14 protein-coding genes are annotated in these 17,693 nt (G+C 45.7%); 12 read left to right on the top strand and 2 right to left on the bottom strand.

The window, feature by feature from the left end:
- Position 1 precedes the first annotated feature (1 nt).
- Genes OH459_RS16830 through OH459_RS16805 form a run of 6 tightly spaced genes read left to right on the top strand, consistent with a single transcriptional unit; the run spans position 2 to position 8,160 of the window.
- Positions 2-940, top strand: a complete 939-nt coding sequence (locus OH459_RS16830; RefSeq protein ID WP_269987759.1) for a type VI secretion system-associated FHA domain protein — start codon at positions 2-4, stop codon at positions 938-940.
- Positions 940-1,422, top strand: a complete 483-nt coding sequence (gene tssJ, locus OH459_RS16825) for a type VI secretion system lipoprotein TssJ (RefSeq protein WP_005451918.1) — start codon at positions 940-942, stop codon at positions 1,420-1,422. Before OH459_RS16830 ends, tssJ begins: the two co-directional genes overlap by 1 nt.
- A 26-nt stretch (positions 1,423-1,448) precedes the next feature.
- Positions 1,449-2,780 carry a type VI secretion system baseplate subunit TssK gene (gene tssK / locus OH459_RS16820; protein ID WP_269987757.1) on the top strand — a complete coding sequence of 444 codons (1,332 nt, stop codon included), beginning with the start codon at positions 1,449-1,451 and terminating at the stop codon, positions 2,778-2,780.
- A 6-nt stretch (positions 2,781-2,786) separates the two neighbouring features.
- Entirely contained in the window at positions 2,787-4,040 is a 1,254-nt protein-coding gene (icmH, locus tag OH459_RS16815; protein WP_269987755.1) for a type IVB secretion system protein IcmH/DotU, read from the top strand.
- A complete protein-coding gene (tssM, locus tag OH459_RS16810; protein ID WP_269987753.1) occupies positions 4,037-7,426 on the top strand; it encodes a type VI secretion system membrane subunit TssM in 3,390 nt (1,129 codons plus the stop codon). Before icmH ends, tssM begins: the two co-directional genes overlap by 4 nt.
- 2 nt (positions 7,427-7,428) lie before the next feature.
- On the top strand, positions 7,429-8,160 hold the full coding sequence (locus tag OH459_RS16805) for a protein kinase domain-containing protein (RefSeq protein ID WP_269987780.1): 732 nt from the start codon (positions 7,429-7,431) through the stop codon (positions 8,158-8,160).
- A 10-nt stretch (positions 8,161-8,170) separates the two neighbouring features.
- Here the strand turns inward: OH459_RS16805 and OH459_RS16800 are convergent, their stop codons facing one another.
- Complete coding sequence (locus tag OH459_RS16800; RefSeq protein WP_269987751.1) at positions 8,171-11,317, bottom strand: HD domain-containing phosphohydrolase; 3,147 nt, start codon at positions 11,315-11,317, stop codon at positions 8,171-8,173.
- 281 nt (positions 11,318-11,598) lie between these two features.
- Between OH459_RS16800 and OH459_RS16795 the strand changes: the two genes are divergently transcribed.
- Entirely contained in the window at positions 11,599-12,084 is a 486-nt protein-coding gene (locus OH459_RS16795) for a type II secretion system protein (RefSeq protein ID WP_114320886.1), read from the top strand.
- Between the two features lie 92 nt (positions 12,085-12,176).
- Positions 12,177-12,626, top strand: a complete 450-nt coding sequence (locus OH459_RS16790) for a GNAT family N-acetyltransferase (RefSeq protein WP_005451904.1) — start codon at positions 12,177-12,179, stop codon at positions 12,624-12,626.
- Positions 12,627-12,784: 158 nt separating this feature from the next.
- Here the strand turns inward: OH459_RS16790 and OH459_RS16785 are convergent, their stop codons facing one another.
- Complete coding sequence (locus OH459_RS16785; protein ID WP_005451902.1) at positions 12,785-13,183, bottom strand: GFA family protein; 399 nt, start codon at positions 13,181-13,183, stop codon at positions 12,785-12,787.
- A gap of 284 nt (positions 13,184-13,467) precedes the next feature.
- On the opposite strand from OH459_RS16785, the gene OH459_RS16780 reads away from it, so the two are divergent.
- The 4 genes from OH459_RS16780 (at position 13,468) to OH459_RS16765 (ending at position 17,638) form a co-directional block, all read left to right on the top strand.
- Entirely contained in the window at positions 13,468-14,442 is a 975-nt protein-coding gene (locus OH459_RS16780) for a tripartite tricarboxylate transporter substrate binding protein (RefSeq protein WP_061065852.1), read from the top strand.
- A gap of 230 nt (positions 14,443-14,672) precedes the next feature.
- On the top strand, positions 14,673-15,167 hold the full coding sequence (locus tag OH459_RS16775; protein ID WP_005451900.1) for a tripartite tricarboxylate transporter TctB family protein: 495 nt from the start codon (positions 14,673-14,675) through the stop codon (positions 15,165-15,167).
- A gap of 20 nt (positions 15,168-15,187) precedes the next feature.
- The gene (locus tag OH459_RS16770; protein ID WP_269987745.1) at positions 15,188-16,714 is read left to right on the top strand and encodes a tripartite tricarboxylate transporter permease; all 1,527 of its coding nucleotides are present in this window, start codon (positions 15,188-15,190) and stop codon (positions 16,712-16,714) included.
- Between the two features lie 153 nt (positions 16,715-16,867).
- Entirely contained in the window at positions 16,868-17,638 is a 771-nt protein-coding gene (locus OH459_RS16765; RefSeq protein WP_061065851.1) for a sulfite exporter TauE/SafE family protein, read from the top strand.
- Positions 17,639-17,693: the final 55 nt, after the last annotated feature.

Genomic DNA, 17,693 nt, shown 5'->3' with positions numbered 1-17,693 from the left:
AGTGGCGATCAGCATACATTTGATTTCTGTACCCTCTGAAGAGGTGGTGACTTCAAGAGTCATCTATCTGCCCGAGTCTGGCGGGCAGTTTGGGCGTTCTGCTTCTTGTGAAGTGGCATTGCCCGATCAATCAAAACGCATCTCGCGTATCCACGGACAAATTCGTCTCACTGAAACAGGTTATTTGGTGAAGAGTACCGGTAAGAACCCGGCTCGCCTCAACGATAAAGCCATGGTGAGAGACAAAGATTACCCACTCAACGATGGCGACATTTTAAAGATCGAAAGCTATTCGATGTTGGTATCAACACTCACGTCGAGCAAAGCGCCCGTCGAAGAGCAACCCGATGACCTCTTTGCGACTAAGTTCGACCTGCAACTGGAAGACAATGTCGATTTTCTCGATGAAGGTGACATCGTCGAATCAGTGAAATCGGAAGTCCATTACTCCCACCAGAATGTAATGAGCGATGACCCCTTCTCCTCCGACCCGTTTGAAGACATCGACGATGACGAACTGGCGGATCACTTTGAAGTGGATGAAGTGTCGAAACAGCAGCAAGCAATGGAGCGTTCTACGGAGATTGAGTACCTTCCGGGAGACCACCTTCCAACATCAGAGCTGGAAGCCTCCATCGAAAAGCTGATTACGATTACCGAGAAGAATCAGCAATACCTTCGCAACCCACCGCTTGCACATGATGCTTTGTTTGATGCCTTGGATAAAACACTCGATCAGTTCCTCAATGAGTTCGCGCCAAACCAACTAGAGAATCAATTTAGTGAATTTGTGTCTGGCGGACTGTTCAGCAGCAAAGACAAGAAGTATTGGAAAATCTACCGCAAGCACTTCCAACATCGGCAGGACAACGGTGATTTTCGTCGTCAATTTAAAGCGATGTTTATGGAAAACATGCAAAAGCAAAGCGAGGAAAGCTGATGAAGATTTGGCTAAGTTTACTCGCTTTCGCTTTGGTGGGATGTTCATCCGACCCAACACCGGTTGTGACGCAATATCAATTGGCGGTGAGCGCCGAGAAGACGATTAACCCAAGTGTTAACAACAGTACTAATCCCGTAGTAGTACGCTTGTATCAACTGACCGATGCACAGCAGTTTAAGCAATTGCCGTTTATCGATTTGTACAACGATGACGTGAGCCTATTAGGCGCAAACTTGGTGTCGAAACAAGTTCTGCCCGTGGTGATGCCAGACAGCAATAGCAAACAAACCTTAGACATCAACAAGACCACTCAATACATCGGCGTATTGGTGGAATTTGCCGAATATGATGCAAGCACGGCGACGGTAGTGACAACCACGCCTCAGGAAGAAGAACAATATATCCAGTTAAAGATCAGCGGTAACAAGGCAGCATTGCAAACCGTGACACCAGATTCGCCTTGGTGGGATGTCTTTTAACTCGATTCAGTAGATAGGGAAATCACGTGGACGCATATAAAAAAGTCGTTTGGCAAGAAGGTATGTTCATTGCCCCACAACACTTTCAACAACAAGACAGATACACACAAAACTACGTCAGACAAAACGTCGAAACACTTGCTGGTTATGCCCCTTACTATGGTGTGACCGATTTGGTGATCAATCATGATCTTCTTAAAATAGGTAAGCTTTCCGTCTCTTCAAGCGCGGGGTTGTTCCCAGATGGCACTCATTTCGAACTGAAACGCGAAGTCGCCAGAGATGTGCCGCACGGTACGATTGAGAAAATGGCTTACTTAGCGCTGCCTGTCTCTCTGCAAGGCAATAATGATTACGCCAATGATGAATCGGAACAAAGCCGCTATCTTACACGCACCATCAATGTGTTTGATACTTCAACCTCTGAAAATGCCAGTGTTGAAGTGGACGTCGCGCAGCTCAATATAGCGATTAAACTCGAAGGCGAAGACACATCAGGCTTTACCCTCATTCCTTTCGCCAAGGTATTGGAATGCAGTGAAACGGGCGAAGTGATGCTAGACCGCTCCTTTATTCCTGCGTGTTTGCACTATGGGGCATCACAGCTATTGGTTGAACGTTTGAAAGAGATTCATGCCCTCACCTCCAACCGTGCCACCAGCTTGCTCAAACGTATTCAAGCCGGACAAGGGCAAAAGAGCCCGCAGTCGATGATGCAGGATTACCTGTGGCTGCAAACACTCAACACTTGGCTTCCGTGGTTTGATTTATCTTTGTCGAATCCAAAGTTTCAGACCCATCTGCTTTATTTGGAGCTACGCAAGTTTGAAGCGCAAGTCATGGCATCCACACCCGCAATTCCAGACCCTTGCCAACCGTTGGATTTCCATCGTCTGTACGATTGCTTTAATCCGCTTTTTTCGAATCTGCGCAATATGCTCACGCTGGTTCAACAAGACTCAGTGATTGAGTTTGCGTTCGACACTTCGTTGTTTGAACGACGCCGCTTGCTTCGCACGTTGGTAAAAGATGGTCACAACCTGTCCGATCGCCGATTCGTACTCAGTGTCCGTTCCAACGTCAGCAGCACCGAGCTTAACGAGTTGTTCCCTGCAGCAGCCAAACTCAGCAGCAATAACAAGATTGTCGAGATCGTGCGTAATGCCCTTTCTGGCGTGCAGTTAACGCCGCTTCCTGTTGCGCCGAGTGAACTAAAACCGATGCAAGGTACAGCATATTTTGAAGTGGATACGTCAGACCGCAATTGGTTAGAAATGATTGAAAATCGCGATGCACTGGCGCTGCACGTCGATACACGTGTTGGCGACCTAGAAGTGATGCTGTACGCACTGAGGTAGTAAGTTATGAACTATTTGGATGAAGATACCTTAGTTTGGGACAGCAGCGAAAACGACTTCGTGAGTAAAGACACCGACATGCCAGACGTAAAGTGGCATTCGGTCAACGCTGCACAAGCCAACATAGGGTTCTTGCATCATTTCGACAAAGCCGAGAATCAGCTGATCAACATCAGTTCTGAGTTATTGGCTGTCACGCTCAAGATCAACACCTTGCCGGAGCCCGAAGACATCACCACGCTCAGACATCAACTGGTGGCTTCTATTAATGAGATCAAAACCAAAGGCGCAGAGCTGACCTACCCAGTCGCCGTGATCGACAAGCTCTGTTTCCTGTATGCCGTGGTTTTGGATGAGTTGATTGTCTACACCGATTGGGGTGAAAAACGCGGATGGGAGAACAAAACCTTACTCAGTGAACTGTTTGGTATGCGCAACGGTGGTGAGCTTTTCTTTACTGTGGCAGAGAAAGCAGCGCGCCAACCGCACAAGCTGATCGACTTATTAGAAGTGGTTTATCTGTTTCTCAATATCGGGTTTAAAGGTCAGTACCGCGAAACGGGCAGCGAACAGCTAAAGAGTTTTACCTACCGCTTAGAGCAGATTTTAAGTCAGTACCGACAAGCCGGTGGAATCTATTGTCATACTAAGGTTTTGGTGCCTAAAACACGTAAACCAACGCGCAAGAAACGTTACCTTGTCACCACGTTATTTTTCCTAACTATCATTGGTTTGAGCGTTGCTCTGACCTATTTCTGGTACAACAAAACCAAACCACAGCGGGCACGTGATTTTGTTCAGCTTGGTGAGTACAGCCAGCGCTATATTGAATCTGGTCGTGCGGAAGACATCGTGTATGTCAGCACTGACGACGATTTAAAAGGCAATAAAGTCGCGGTAAATACCACTCAACCACCTCGTCCAGTTCCGAGCCAACCAAAAGCCGTGACGCCACAAGCGAAAACTTCGGCGCCAGGGACGAAGAGCGCTCCAGTCACGAGCCCTACAGCAAACACTGATTGGCTAGTGCAACTTGCGACCTTCTCTAACCTTAAAAACGCCGAGAAATTTATCGCCCAACTGCCGACATCCAACTATCAACCTGTCGCGGATAACATCAACTCCTACGTTCGCGTCATCGTTCGATGTGACAACTCAGAACAAGCTAAAACCATCAATAATTGGTATCGAGAGAATGCCAACGTCAACGGCTTAGTGGTGCATAACAAAAATAAACAAAGCGAGGTTGAGTCACAATGACGCAAGACAACCCAAACACACCAACAAGAAAAAAGGCAATCATTTGGAGCCTTGTTACCCTCCTGCTTCTGGCAATCTTAGGTGGCTTACTGACTTGGTTTGTCGAGTATCCTGATTTCTTATGGACAGGTGTCATCACGACGACCATTGTGGCACTGCTCTCTGCTGGGCTTTGCTTTTGGTTAATCAATCGCAAGGTGAAAAAGAGTCTTGAGCAAGACCAAGAACGCGCACTCATTATCAAACGCTCCAAGTTACTCGCTTTCCACTTCAAGAAAATGCTCGGCGTACAAAAACGTAAAAAGCGCTTAACTAGCCGTTACGATCAGCCGATTTACCTGTTACTCAGTGATAACCCAAGCAAAGACAAAAGTATCATCACGCAGATGGGTTACGAAGCTTATAAGGTGGATGACTTTGGTAACGACATTGAGTTTCCGATTCTATTTTGGCTCAGTGAACACTCAGTTCTAATTTCCGTCAGCATGGGCGAAGATCAACAACCGCTTTACTTAAAAACACTGTGCCAGTGCTTAAATAAGTGGCGTCCGAGACAAGCGATTAACGGCTTGTTGCTCACCACAGAAATTGAACAGTTAGTTGGCAATAGTGAAACCCTTTCACAAAAAGCCGACCAATTGAAATCTCAAATCAAAGCATTCAATCGTTCATTTGGTTTGAACCTACCTGTCTACAATGTCCTAACCAACATGGGGCAAGTGAGCGATTTCTGTCAGTTCTTTTCTGCGTTTGATGAAGCGAGAAGCAATGAAGTGTTCGGCGCCACCAGCCCAGTACAAAAACATGGTGGCATTGACGCCGATTGGTTCAATGACGAATACGACCACCTCATCGGTCAGTTGATTTCGAACATGAGCAACGCGTTGGGAGCGCAGCTTAACCAAGATTTCCGTAATGCCATTTGTGGTGCTCCTTACCAATTTGGTTTGCTTAAACAGAATTTGTGGCACTTCTTACAGCGTTTACATCGAGGTGACCAATACACAGATGGGCTCAACTTCCGCGGCTTCTACTTTACCCACAGTGGCAGTGATTTCGCACAGCATGATTTACTGGCGAACGTGGTCAATCAATCCCTCGGCAATGAGCAATATCAGCAACACCAACAAATGCCCGTTCAACAAACCTTGTTTGCTCAGCATTTGATGTCTCATGTCGTGTTAAATGAAAACGCTTTAGTCGGGGTTAACCGCCATAAAGAGAATTGGTTGTGGTTCAGCCAAACCGCCTACACCCTAATTTGGCTCGGTTTATTGATTGGTACACTGACGATTCTCAAGCTCGACTTCGATTATCAAACCAATCGTGAAGCCAAAGCCGATGGCATGTTAGAGCGTTACAAAGAAGCGATCGCAGCACAGCCATACAGCAAAGAAGATCTGGTGGGCAATATTCCAAACCTGTACACCATGCATCGCATTTACGCGCTATATCAGGAGCCTGAACCTTGGTATACATTGCCATTCCTACCGAATGCGACCATCAAACCAGAAGTTGAGGCGGCTTACACCAAAGAGCTGCAACAAGTGCTGATCCCTTCTATGGCGCACACCATTGAGAGCGACTTGTATGTGTATGTGAACTTGGAAGATCAAGCCAGAACGCTCGAATTGTTGAATGACTATCGACTGTTGTTTGATAAAAATCGTACCAACATTGAAGAGCTCAAAAGCTATTTCCTAGCAAACTTAGAACACCAAGGCGAAGCGGACAAAACCAACGTTGCTCAGCTCAAAGTGCTGCTCGACGATGTGTTTAACCAGCACTTGGTGGCGACAACTGCCAATCAAGAGCTTGAAGGGTTGGCGAAGCAAGTCATCAATCAATCCAACATCGAGACGCTACTCTACCAACACATTTTGAACGATCATGCGTACGAGAAGCGCATCGATGTGCGTAAAGAACTTGGCTCCAACTTTAACCAAATATACCAATTCAAACCTGGTTACGTGGGTTATTTCGTGCCTTACCTGTACACCCCGACTGGCTTTAACGAGCTGGATCTTTCGGTGGAATCCCCTCTTCTTATTGAAGCGTTATCCGCTTATGAAGGCATCGCAGGACAAGCCCCAAGTGCACTAGAAATGCACCGAATCAGCCACGACTTGAAGCGCATGTATCAGAACGATTACATCAATTACTGGCGCGATTTTATTAACAGCATCGAGGTGAAAACGATTTCCGGTTCTGAGCAGTTAAATGCCAGCTTGAACGTGCTCAACAATGCCTCAAACAACCCAATGTCTAAGCTGTTTACCACCATCAGCAACTACACTTCGGTTCTTCTACCAGAGCCAAAAGATGCGAAGAAGAAAACCGATGAGGAGATTGCCGATGCTGCGCAAGACAATGAGAAAAAGGAATCCGCTCGACAAATCACACTGACGTTTAATGATTTCCACAAACAAGTGACACCAGACGATCAGGGTAAGAAACCAATAGATTCCGTTCTTGAAGGTTTCGCTAACACGGCCAAATGGCTCGATCAGTTCTACAAATCCAACACACCAGACAAAGTGGCTTACGAAACGTTATCTGCAGGTTTAAAAGCGCAAAATCCGGTCGCACAGTTGGCGTCATTGACCGATTCCCAGCCAACGTTATCCGGTGAAGTGATTGACTACGTGACAGTGCAAACTAATGAGTTGGTGATGAACTTAGCTCACCAATACCTTAATAGTATGTGGAACAGCGAAGTTTACCAGCCTTATGAAAACACCATCGCGGCTTTCTATCCGTTTAAGAAAAGTGCGAACAGCGACGCAAGCACGGCGGATGTTGCTGCCTTCTTCAAGACAGATGGCACGTTGGACACCTTCTATCAAACCATGTTGAAAGGCTTTTCGACAGAGCAACGAGCGCCGTTTATGTCCGGCTTACTGCCAAATACTGGCTTTGCGTTAGATCCTGCGATTTGGCTGATGTTTGATAAAGCCAAAGACATTCGCTCTGCCCTGTTTTTAGCTGACCCGAAAAACGTTGCAATTCAATTCCAGATGAAACCAACAGAAATGAGCTCGGCACTGACTGAGTTTTCTATTCGTGCTGAGAAACCGATTTTCACCTATCAACACGGTCCGATGCTGTGGACACAACAAAGCTGGAAAGGTGATTCTGTCGCGCAAGATGCACTAACGGTGCGTCTACAAAAACAAGCAACGCCGATTGCCAATGAGCAGTTTAAAGGCAGTTGGGCATGGTTCCGCTTGATTGAGCCGCGCGTCACTTCAACCTCTTCGCAAAGCACTCAGCTTGAGTTTGATTACAATGGCGACAAGGTTCGCTTAACGATTAAAACTCAAGGTCAGAACAATCCGTTCGTACCGAATTTCTTTGCTGGCTTTGTGTTACCTGCGAGCATTTAGTGATGAACACGTTCGCCAATCAAACCCTATTTAGAGCCTGTGGCGTTACTTATGTAGCGCCTTTGAGCGAAAACGTGTTTCAGTGCGAGCACAAACTGTATGGCACTGTGGTCATCAAGGTAGCACGCAGCTTGGCTGAGAAACGGGCTTTGATGGCGGAAGCGGACTTTCTATCCAAATACGCGTCGGATTACTGGGCAAACTTTCATGGTTATGGCTCGCAAAACCACGCCGACTGGTTAATGAGTCAATATCTGGAAGGCAAAGCACTTAACGCGATAGAACCTGATTTATTACCTCAAGATTTAATAACCAAGCTTGAATTCGCTTTGCTCAATCTACACAAAACGGGTTATCTGCATGGCGATATCAAGCCACATAACGTCATCGTGACGCCAAATAACCAAGTTCGGCTTATAGACTTTGGCAGTGTGATTCGAGTTGATGCTAAATACCGAGAGCATTCACATACAACCGTTAGCCGAGCCTATAGTGCGACCCGCCCTTGTCTGCGTATCGGTCAGGCAAGTAAGAACGATGATTTCTATGCCTTGGCAATGACCTTGCTCAGCTGCCACGATCAACATCCCTTTGCTGGTCTCTCGTTACAAGAAGCGGCAGAGCTGCTACCTACCCCAAGCAACATTGATTTACCAACGCGCTACCAAGTTCTGATACAAAAAGAGTGGCAACGAATGCGCCACTCTGGAAGCTGTAGGAATTCAACGCTCTAAGCTCTCTGGCTTACGCGTCTGATGATTTCGACTTCAGATACTTCTCAATATCCACCTCATCAACCTGTTCGACTGGCATAAACTTGTTGGCATAATCACGGTAAACCCCGCTTTCTAAGAACAACAAGAACAAGTCCATATCCAAATGCTCGTCCAGTGCCATCTTATACATGATGTCGACCGCAACGCTCACTGGCTTGGCTTTCTTGTAAGGTCGATCACCTGCGGTTAACGCTTCAAAAATATCCGCAATCACTAAGATGCGTTCTGGGGTAGATAAATCTTCTGCACTCAACCGACGCGGATAGCCTGTGCCTTTCAGAGTCTCATGGTGGGTCGAAGCGTAACGCGGCACGTTACTTAACTCCGGTGGGAATGGCAGTGCCCCCAGCATTTTGATCCCACTGATCATGTGCTCGTTAATTTTGAAGCGGTCTTCTGGTGTTAACGTACCGCGAGAAATGGTCAGGTTGTACACTTCACCCAAGTTATATTGATGCTCTGGCACTTGCACCTTAATGCCATGCTCCGGTGCAAATTCCATTGGGCGAACGCGCTCGATAATATGGTCAGGCTTATCCGCTAAAAGGTTTTCGACCACTGGCAGCGTCACGTCAGATTTTGGCTTAATCATTTCTTCAAACGGAGAAAGACCAAGATGATCATCATAGTGACGCAACCAAGTTTGTTGGGCGATCTGTTTAATGCGCTCAATCTTATCGTCACTCATGAACTCACCACCCACATTGGCGTTGGCAACAAATCGGAAGTCCTCATCCAACTGCGCAACTCGCTGGTCGAACTTGGCTCGCGCCTCTTCTTTTGACAGTTCACCAGTAGATATCGACTTCCACATTTCCACTTCAGCGTCTCGCCTTAGTACTTCGAAACGAGTGCGAATTTCATTGATGCGGTTATAGTTGGCTTCTAACTTAGTGCCTTTATCAACGATGTGTTCTGGCGTTGTGATCTTACCGCAGTCATGTAACCAAGCCGCGATACGGAATTCACGTCGTTCATCGTCATTGTTGAACTTAAAGTCTTTGAACTTACCGGTGTCGCACTTCTCTACAGCCTCTGCCAACATCAAGCCAATTTCCGGAACACGATTACAGTGCCCCGCAGTATAAGGAGACTTGTCATCGATCGCTTGCGCGATAAGGCGAATAAAGGCTTCAACAAACTCTTCTTGCTGTTGCTCGTGATGCTGAATCTCTTGCGTCATTTCGGTAACTGAGTCAGACAAGTCAGAAACTTCTTTGATACGCGTTTCTACCGGAGCTAATTGGTCAAATTCACGATTTTTGATTTTGATGGTTTCTTTTCGAAGCGCCAGAATCGGATGCACAATAGGTGAGCCAACCTTCCATGCTAAAGGAAATAAGATAACCATCACGATAGAGGTAAACGCAATAGCCTTGGATAATCGACTGGTGACAGCATCAGTAACGACTTGCTCGGAAACTAACACCGCAAAGTAGTCACTTGTTCCACGAGTAGATTGCAACTTAGTGATATAGAGAAATCGATGCTCTCCCTCAATGGTCACTTTGTTCATCGTGTCGTGTTTGTCTTTTTGGGTTGCTAGCTCATAGACTTCCGGATAAGGCGCAAAACTGCCTCGCCATTGATGGGGTTTAAACCACTTCTCTTCCAACGCGGATTGTTGTTCTGGTGTAATACTGTCGATTGCCTGATTGACAACTTGCATCAATCCACTGTTTTCATCTTGCATGAACACAGAAAATTCCAGAGGTGATTCCGTCAATTTTGTCACATGGATATTGGTAATTTTCACTAGTCGCTTCATCTCGACCATGGTTAGGTAACTGTCTACAAGGTATTCAATATCCCCCATGTGCAGCGCTCGTTTTGCTAAATCGAGATTAGGTTGTTCAACAATATTGAGTGTCGGATAACGTTCGAGTAACCACTCCTTCATTCCAAAGCCAGCGACGACGCCCACTTTTTGGTTCGTGAGTTCAGTTAGAGAAACGGGCATCGGAATATCGATTTTGGCTGCGATAGCCAGTTGTCCGTAAAATATCGGATGGCTCTTGAGACCAAATTCAGAGGGAGCACCAAGCACGGGCTGAAGTATATCTATTTCGCCATTGCGATACTTCTTCACCAATTCTGCAGAACTGAAGCCATTTACGAACTCCACTGCCATGCCCGTTTTCTCAGCGATGAGTTTTAAAACATCGATAGCATAGCCACCAGGCTCACCACTCTCGGTATAATCGTATGGTCCCCAATCATTCTGGTTGGACACAACAAACTCTTTATCATTCAATAATGCTTGCTGTTCTTTTGTTAAAGTTAACGGTGGCGATGTCGGAATTTCAACCTCTTGAAATACGTTGATGCTTGAAGCGATCACTTCACCTCGATTGTTAAAAATGAACGACTCTACGCCATCATCTTTTTTCATTCCGAGTTCAGTCGCTGTGATTTTCTCACTCAGAGACGAGAGCACGGTATCGACACCGATCACGGCGCCTTTATTACTGCGAACAGAATAGGATTGACCGGTGATTTTTAAATGCTGAAATAAGTAGGGATCGGTCTTGTAGACACTGTTTTTTGAGGCATTGTCGAACCAAGGTCTCCGAGATGGATAGAAGTTACTAGTTTGTTTTGTAGTACGAACCAGCTCAAGCGACTCTGAATAATATAAGGAATATCTTGTTCGCTCTTCGCCTTCTCCCACAATTTTGATAACCGCCCAACGTTCATCAGGTGCCGCTCCTATTTTTCCTCTAACAATTGAAGAAGATTCCAAGTTAACTACTTGAAAGAAGAACTCTTCCTGATTCGCAAAGTAAATACTGTAAAAGACAGGATTATCAATCAAGGTTTGGGTAAATACGTGCTGAATTTCATCTTCACTAAATTGTGTATCACTGTAATCAGCTACACTCCGCAGTATCCCCGCACTACTTGTTGCACTCGCATCAATTTGATGGATATGGTTACTGACGTCTTTAGCCGTCATGGTTAAGCGCGTCAAAATATGTTCCTCTGACATCTGCTTACCAAAGTAGTATTGCATACCAACCCCGAGTAACGCAGTCACTGCAGTAGCAAATATGAAGAGACTTCCGACGGTGAACTTAATCGAAAACTTACGAGGAGAACCTGATTTAGTTTTCACGCGATAACGCCCTCCAATGGCATTGACGACAAGAAAATTCGCTACCTATGTTGGCAACTTGAGGCATATTAATATCAAGTCTAGTACATATTTTTCATAGACTTGCACAAGGAGCGACCAAAAGGTTATTAATCGGCAAGTACCACTATCGCAACCACAGTCTCAGTTCTTTCATAGGTTTCGACTGTTGAAATAATCGGTCATCTCAAATTTATCCTAAGCACCTAGCTCGCTAACATTACGCTTCTTTTGTATGCCCCCTCTATCTGTAAGAAATATCTATGAAGCAAAAAGGATTCTCCTTAACCGAAGTTACTGTAGCGCTTATTCTCTTAGCCATAATAAGTTTGTTTTCAGCACCACAAATCATGCAGAAGCAACGTCAAGATCGACTCAACAGCTTGGAATCTTTTATCGACAAATTTCATGACATCAACCAGGAGATGATGACACACGCTAAGAGTCAAGGTGTCGCAGAAATGCCGTTAGCAAAACTGTCAGAACTGAACATTTATGTCAGATTGGGAACGCTAGCGTTGGATGATTTCAATGTAGAGAAAGCGATGGGCGTGCAAGGGTTGAACCTTGCCAATATCGGACCGACCGAGAAACCGTCATTACTTATTTACTTAGGCAAGGAAAAGTCACCTGAACAGATAAAAGAGTCAGGTTGTTTCCTCAGTATCAGCCGCCCATCTCACGGCGCTACGAGTCTAGCTGCAACTACGAATAAGTTAACCATCACAAAGTTTTACGACTATTGCTAGAGCTCCATTTTAGAGAGATTAGATTACTACGAAATCTTATTCTTCAATCGGCGTATGCTAGCTAATGTCTTATATACCCTTAAGGTTTTATTATGATCGTCGTGAAAAAAGCAGGTGTCTCTGATGTCAAAAAGGTCTCTCCTCTTTACCTAAAATATCTTGAGTTTTATCAAGTCGATGTTTCAGGTAAAGACCCAGAGTCTTTTATCAAAGCTCGTATTGAGAATGAAGAATCAGTCGTGTACTACGCAACGGATGAAAGTGGGCGGACGCTCGGTTTTGCGCAGCTTTATCCACTCTTCTGTTCGCTAGAAATGCGTAAGATTTGGCTTCTGTACGATTTGTATGTGGATTCATCACAGAGAAAACGAGGGATTGGTGAACGCTTATTGGAACAAGCGGACCAACTGGCAAAAGAGACCGACTCTGCCTTTGTTATGTTAAGCACTGGTATTGATAATAAAACCGCACAATCCGTGTATGAGAAACACGGTTACGTACGAGATGTCGAGTTTTATAACTATGTTCACATGCTTAAGTAATCAAACGAGCACATGAGCAAAGAGCGAAAAGCCGAGTTAATACTCGGCTTTTAATGATCAACTTACACCACTTTGTACTTGCTGATAGACAATCAAAAATAAACCTGCAAATACCGCTACTGTCAGTAAAACCTTTAACCAGAGAAACTTCATTTTATCTACTCTTCTGGCGCGTATTGGTCAAAAACTTCTTGAGCTGTCATTTTCTTGCTGTGTGGTTGCAGATCATAGTATGCGGGCTTCTCATCAGTGAAGATCTCTAAGCTTAATTTGAAATCTGGCTCATTAAATAATCCCGCAGAAAGAATATATTCATCTGTTGCCAACAAGTGGTAATAGATATTCGTGCCGCATTCACCACAAAAACCTCGTACTGCCCATTGGGATGATTGATAGCGTTTAGGCTCAGCACCGTTAAATGTCACACCGGGACCACAATGCACCGCATGCAGAGGCCCACTTGACCACTTTCGACACATATCGCAATGACAAAAGCTCACTTCATTGTGTTGAGGTGCGGTCACTTCAATAGCGCCACATAAACATGTTCCTTTCATCTCTATTCCTCCCTATTCAACCTCCATCATTATGGCGGTTTTAGACACTCCATTGATGTGACCAACCTAGTCTTTCACCACATTCTTTGATGAGTATATTTGCGTGAACTTTATGAACAAAACGTCGTTTATGCTCAATATTCTCTTTATCTACGCATTAGAGACATCACGTTAACACCTTATTAACCTTTAACTCATCACTAGCGAGTCACCCTACCTTGCTAGGAGAACAAATAATAAGACTCTTCAAAACAAGAGAGTCACCAACATAAGGAACGTGAAACATGTTAAAGGTACTCAAACCAACGCTCGCCGCATCCATCATTGCAGCCTCATTTTCTTTCCACGCTTTTGCTGCTGATGTTGAAAAAATCCACTTTCTAATCCCTGGTGGTGCTGGTGGTGGCTGGGATATGACGGCTCGTGGTACAGGTGATGTACTGGTTAAATCCGACATCGTTGAAAATGTCTCTTTCCAAAACCTCTCTGGTGGCGGTGGTGGTAAAGCCATTGCACACCTCATCGAAACCGCTGAGCGCCAACCTGATACGTTGATGGTGAACTCAACCCCAATCGTTGTTCGTTCACTGACGGGTATCTTCCCGCAATCTTTTCGAGATCTCACGCCAGTAGCTGCGACGATTGCTGATTACGGCGCTATCGTGACTTCCGCGGATTCGAAGTACAACACATGGGAAGATGTGGTCAAAGATTTCGAATCTAACCCACGTAAAGTAAAAATCGCCGGCGGTTCTGCTCGTGGCTCGATGGATCACCTTGTCGTCGCAGCTGCATTTAAAGGCGAAGGTTTTGACGCGCGTAAAGTTCGCTACATCGCGTATGACGCTGGCGGCAAAGCAATGGCAGCGCTTCTGTCTGGCGAAACACAATTGCTTTCAACCGGTCTTGGCGAAGTATTAGAGATGTCGAAATCTGGTCAGGTAAAAGTACTGGCGATTACGGCACCAAAACGTCTAGACGCCGCACCAAACATCCCTACCCTGAAAGAATATGGCAATGAGACTGTGTTCGCGAACTGGCGTGGTTTCTTTGCCGCTCCTGGCACGAGCCAAGCCAAACTCGATGAATGGAACGCAGCTCTGACCAAGATGTACAAAACGGACGAATGGCAAGTTGTTCGTGACCGCAATGGTTGGATTGACAACTACAAAGCGGATAAAGATTTCTTCGCGTTCCTAGAAGAGCAAGAGCAGCAAATGGGCGACCTAATGCGCGAATTAGGTTTCCTTAAAAAGTAATAACTCCCATCCGAGTTTGTGGGGTTAGCTATCCCTAGTCCCGTTGTATTTGCACTCTAATTTCACCGTATATGGGCATTGTCGATATTCGACAAGTAAAAACTCCTTTGTTTATTGATTGGTAAACACTAAGTAACTCGACTAGCAGCGATGCGCTTAATTGTTAATGACTTAGTCCTTCTTCATTAACGCCCATATACGGTCTTTTCCTGTTGTTCTAGGAGTTGGATATGTCTCATTCAACCAATATTTTTACCAAAGAGAATTTGCTGTGCCGCGATCGTGTTGGCGCGATGATCTTTTTGTTGTTTTGCCTATGCTATGGCTACCAAACTACGCAAATCCCTCTCTTTCCCGGGGATGAATACGAACCCTTCACGGCTCGCACTTTACCGACCATTCTGACCTACGTCGGGATTGGTTTAGCGCTAATGCTATTGGTCACTGGTCAGCCCGATAAACAAAGCGGCGCTGTGATGTCATTCAACTGGAAATTGCTTATCGCCTTTTTAGTTTTGATGGCGCTTTATGGTCTGGGTTTGACTTACATCGGCTTTGTATTAGCGACAGGATTCTTCCTGCTTGCGGGCTTTTACCTTCTTGGCGAACGACGTAAATCGGTGTTGTTTGGAGCCTCATTCCCGTTCGTTATCGCGTTTTACTTGTTGCTCACTCAAGGTCTGGATATCTACCTTGAGCCTGGTCTGATTTTCACCATCTGGTAGTCAAAAGAAAGGACTGAATTATGTTAGATGGAATTCTACAAGGTTTATCCACCGCCGTGATGCCAATGAACATCATGATGGTGATTGTTGGCTGTTTTGTTGGTACGTTTATCGGCATGCTACCGGGGCTTGGTCCTATTTCTGCCATCGCTCTGATGATTCCTATCACCTATGGTTTGGATCCATCTTCGGGTCTGATTCTGATGGCAGGTGTTTACTATGGTGCGGTATTTGGTGGTTCAACTTCCTCTATTCTTATCAACGCACCGGGTTGTTCTTCAACCGTAGTTACCGCGTTTGATGGCTACCCAATGGCGCAGAAAGGACAAGCAGGTAAAGCACTTGCACTGGCGGCTTACTCTTCTTTCACTGGTGGCACGCTTTCAGCAATAATGCTGCTTGTGGCGGCACCAGCATTGGCTAACGTCTCGTTAAGCTTCCAATCTTCTGACTACTTTGCGCTAATGCTTCTTGGCTTATCCGCAGTGGCTGCGTTCGCTGGCAAAGGACAAGTAATAAAAGCATGGATGATGACCATTCTAGGCTTGATGTTGTCTACAGTCGGCATTGATAAAGGCGTCGGTGTCGAACGCTTCACCTTTGGTCTAACGGATTTGATGGATGGCTTTAGCTTCCTATTGTTGGCGATGGCGACCTTTGCGCTTGGTGAAACTTTGATGGGTATTTTGAAGCCTTCTGAAGATACGCGTGATGAGGAACAAGATAAGCTGAGCAACATTGGCTCGATGAAAGTCACCAAGGAAGAAATCAAAGAAGTAGCGCCTGTTTCTATTCGCTCTTCAATCCTTGGCTTCTTTACAGGTGTTCTTCCGGGCGCAGGTGCAACCATCGCCGCCTTCTTAAGTTACGGCATGGAACGTAACCTTGCTCCAAAGGATAAAAAAGAACAATTTGGTAAAGGCAGCATTCGAGGTTTGGTTGCTCCGGAGTCAGCGAACAACGCAGCATCTAGTGGTTCTTTCGTTCCTCTTTTGACCCTTGGTATTCCGGGCTCTGGTACAACCGCAATCATGCTAGGAGCGTTAATCGCTTATGGTATTCAGCCGGGCCCTCGTCTGTTTGTTGAGCACCCAGATGTGTTCTGGTCAGTGATCATCTCTATGTACTTCGGCAACATTGTGTTGGTGATTCTTAACCTACCGCTGATCCCATACATCTCGAAGCTGTTGGCAGTACCAAGAACCGTGTTGTTGCCGATGATTCTGTTCTTCTCCATTACGGGTGTGTATCTGGTTTCTTTCAACACCATGGACGTGTTTGTGATGTTACTTGTGGCAATGGCTGCCATCGCACTAAGATTGGCAAACTTCCCTCTCGCACCGCTCTTGCTTGGCTTTATCCTTGGTGGATTAATGGAAGAGAACCTGCGCCGAGCATTGATGATTTCCGACGGAGAACTGAGCTTCCTATGGGAACGCCCAATCACACTGACATTCACAGTGTTTGCGGTATTGGTACTTGGCAGTCCACTGCTTGTAAAACTCTTTCAAAAGCTTAAAGCGCAACCAGTGAAAGTTGAGCAATAAGCATTCTATCTCTCCCTCAAGATAGACCTTTGAAACCAAGCCACCCTCTGCGGTGGCTTTTTTCTTGGACTAATCGCTACTTTATTTCTTTGGATGAGTTGCGTAGTGTTAACCGTTCAGAAACAAAAATTATAAGAACAAAAAAGGATTTTTATGCTGCTGGAATTTGCTCTCTTGTTTGCCGCAGGCGTCGTGGGTGGGATCATGAACTCCGTCGCCGGTGGTGGTAGCTTCATAACCTTCCCTGCATTGATGGCTGTTGGCGTGCCTCCTATCATGGCGAACGCGACGAATACTTATGCTTCTTGCGCAGGTTACATCAGTGGTGCAATCGGCTTTCGCGAAGAAATCATGAAGAACAAGCAAGAACTGGCTTTCACTATCTCTTTCAGTTTGATTGGTGGCGCTGTCGGTGCTTACCTTCTGCTAAATACGCCAGAATCTGTTTTTCTTGAAGCGATTCCGTGGCTACTGTTGTTCGCAACCGTACTGTTTTTAACTGGCTCACGCATGACTGCGTTGATTAAGTCTATGACCAAAGAGACCAAACACGCCGGCATTCTGGGTGTGATTGCATTAAGTCTTCTTTTGATTAGCGTCTCTGCTTATGGCGGCTTCTTCAATGCCGGACTAGGCGTGATCGTATTAAGTTATTTAGTGGTTGCAGGGCACCAAGACATCAACTTAATGAACGGGCTTAAGCTGCTGGTTTCGACCTGTGTTTCTCTGATTGCCATCGTGATCTTTGTTGCTAACGGTTCGATCGATTGGACCAAAGGCAGCGTTGTAATGGTTGGCACATTGGTTGGCGGCTACTTGGCAGCGCGTGTATCTCGCCGGTTGAATCCTAGTCATGTAAAAGGCTTCGTTGCCCTCTCTTCTATCGCGATTACCATTTACTTTTTCGTAGATGTCTATGCCTAACTCAATACCACGATATAACCAAAGCCAAGCGCTCATTGCTCACAAACCAAAACGC

Origin of the sequence: Vibrio sp. MM46 (assembly GCF_027587135.1) — a bacterium.
Lineage (GTDB): Bacteria > Pseudomonadota > Gammaproteobacteria > Enterobacterales > Vibrionaceae > Vibrio > Vibrio harveyi.
Note: the sequence above shows the minus strand (reverse complement) of the source record. Positions and strands in the feature narration are given on the sequence as shown.

Bases quoted from the DNA above. Each gene is read 5' to 3' on its own strand.
- OH459_RS16790 (WP_005451904.1), top strand. From the start codon at position 12,177: ATGATCGTCGTGAAAAAAGCAGGTGTCTCTGATGTCAAAAAGGTCTCT.
- OH459_RS16795 (WP_114320886.1), top strand. From the start codon at position 11,599: ATGAAGCAAAAAGGATTCTCCTTAACCGAAGTTACTGTAGCGCTTATT.
- OH459_RS16785 (WP_005451902.1), bottom strand. From the start codon at position 13,183: ATGAAAGGAACATGTTTATGTGGCGCTATTGAAGTGACCGCACCTCAA.
- OH459_RS16775 (WP_005451900.1), top strand. From the start codon at position 14,673: ATGTCTCATTCAACCAATATTTTTACCAAAGAGAATTTGCTGTGCCGC.
- tssM (WP_269987753.1), top strand. From the start codon at position 4,037: ATGACGCAAGACAACCCAAACACACCAACAAGAAAAAAGGCAATCATT.
- OH459_RS16765 (WP_061065851.1), top strand. From the start codon at position 16,868: ATGCTGCTGGAATTTGCTCTCTTGTTTGCCGCAGGCGTCGTGGGTGGG.
- tssJ (WP_005451918.1), top strand. From the start codon at position 940: ATGAAGATTTGGCTAAGTTTACTCGCTTTCGCTTTGGTGGGATGTTCA.
- OH459_RS16770 (WP_269987745.1), top strand. From the start codon at position 15,188: ATGTTAGATGGAATTCTACAAGGTTTATCCACCGCCGTGATGCCAATG.
- OH459_RS16805 (WP_269987780.1), top strand. From the start codon at position 7,429: ATGAACACGTTCGCCAATCAAACCCTATTTAGAGCCTGTGGCGTTACT.
- OH459_RS16780 (WP_061065852.1), top strand. From the start codon at position 13,468: ATGTTAAAGGTACTCAAACCAACGCTCGCCGCATCCATCATTGCAGCC.
- icmH (WP_269987755.1), top strand. From the start codon at position 2,787: ATGAACTATTTGGATGAAGATACCTTAGTTTGGGACAGCAGCGAAAAC.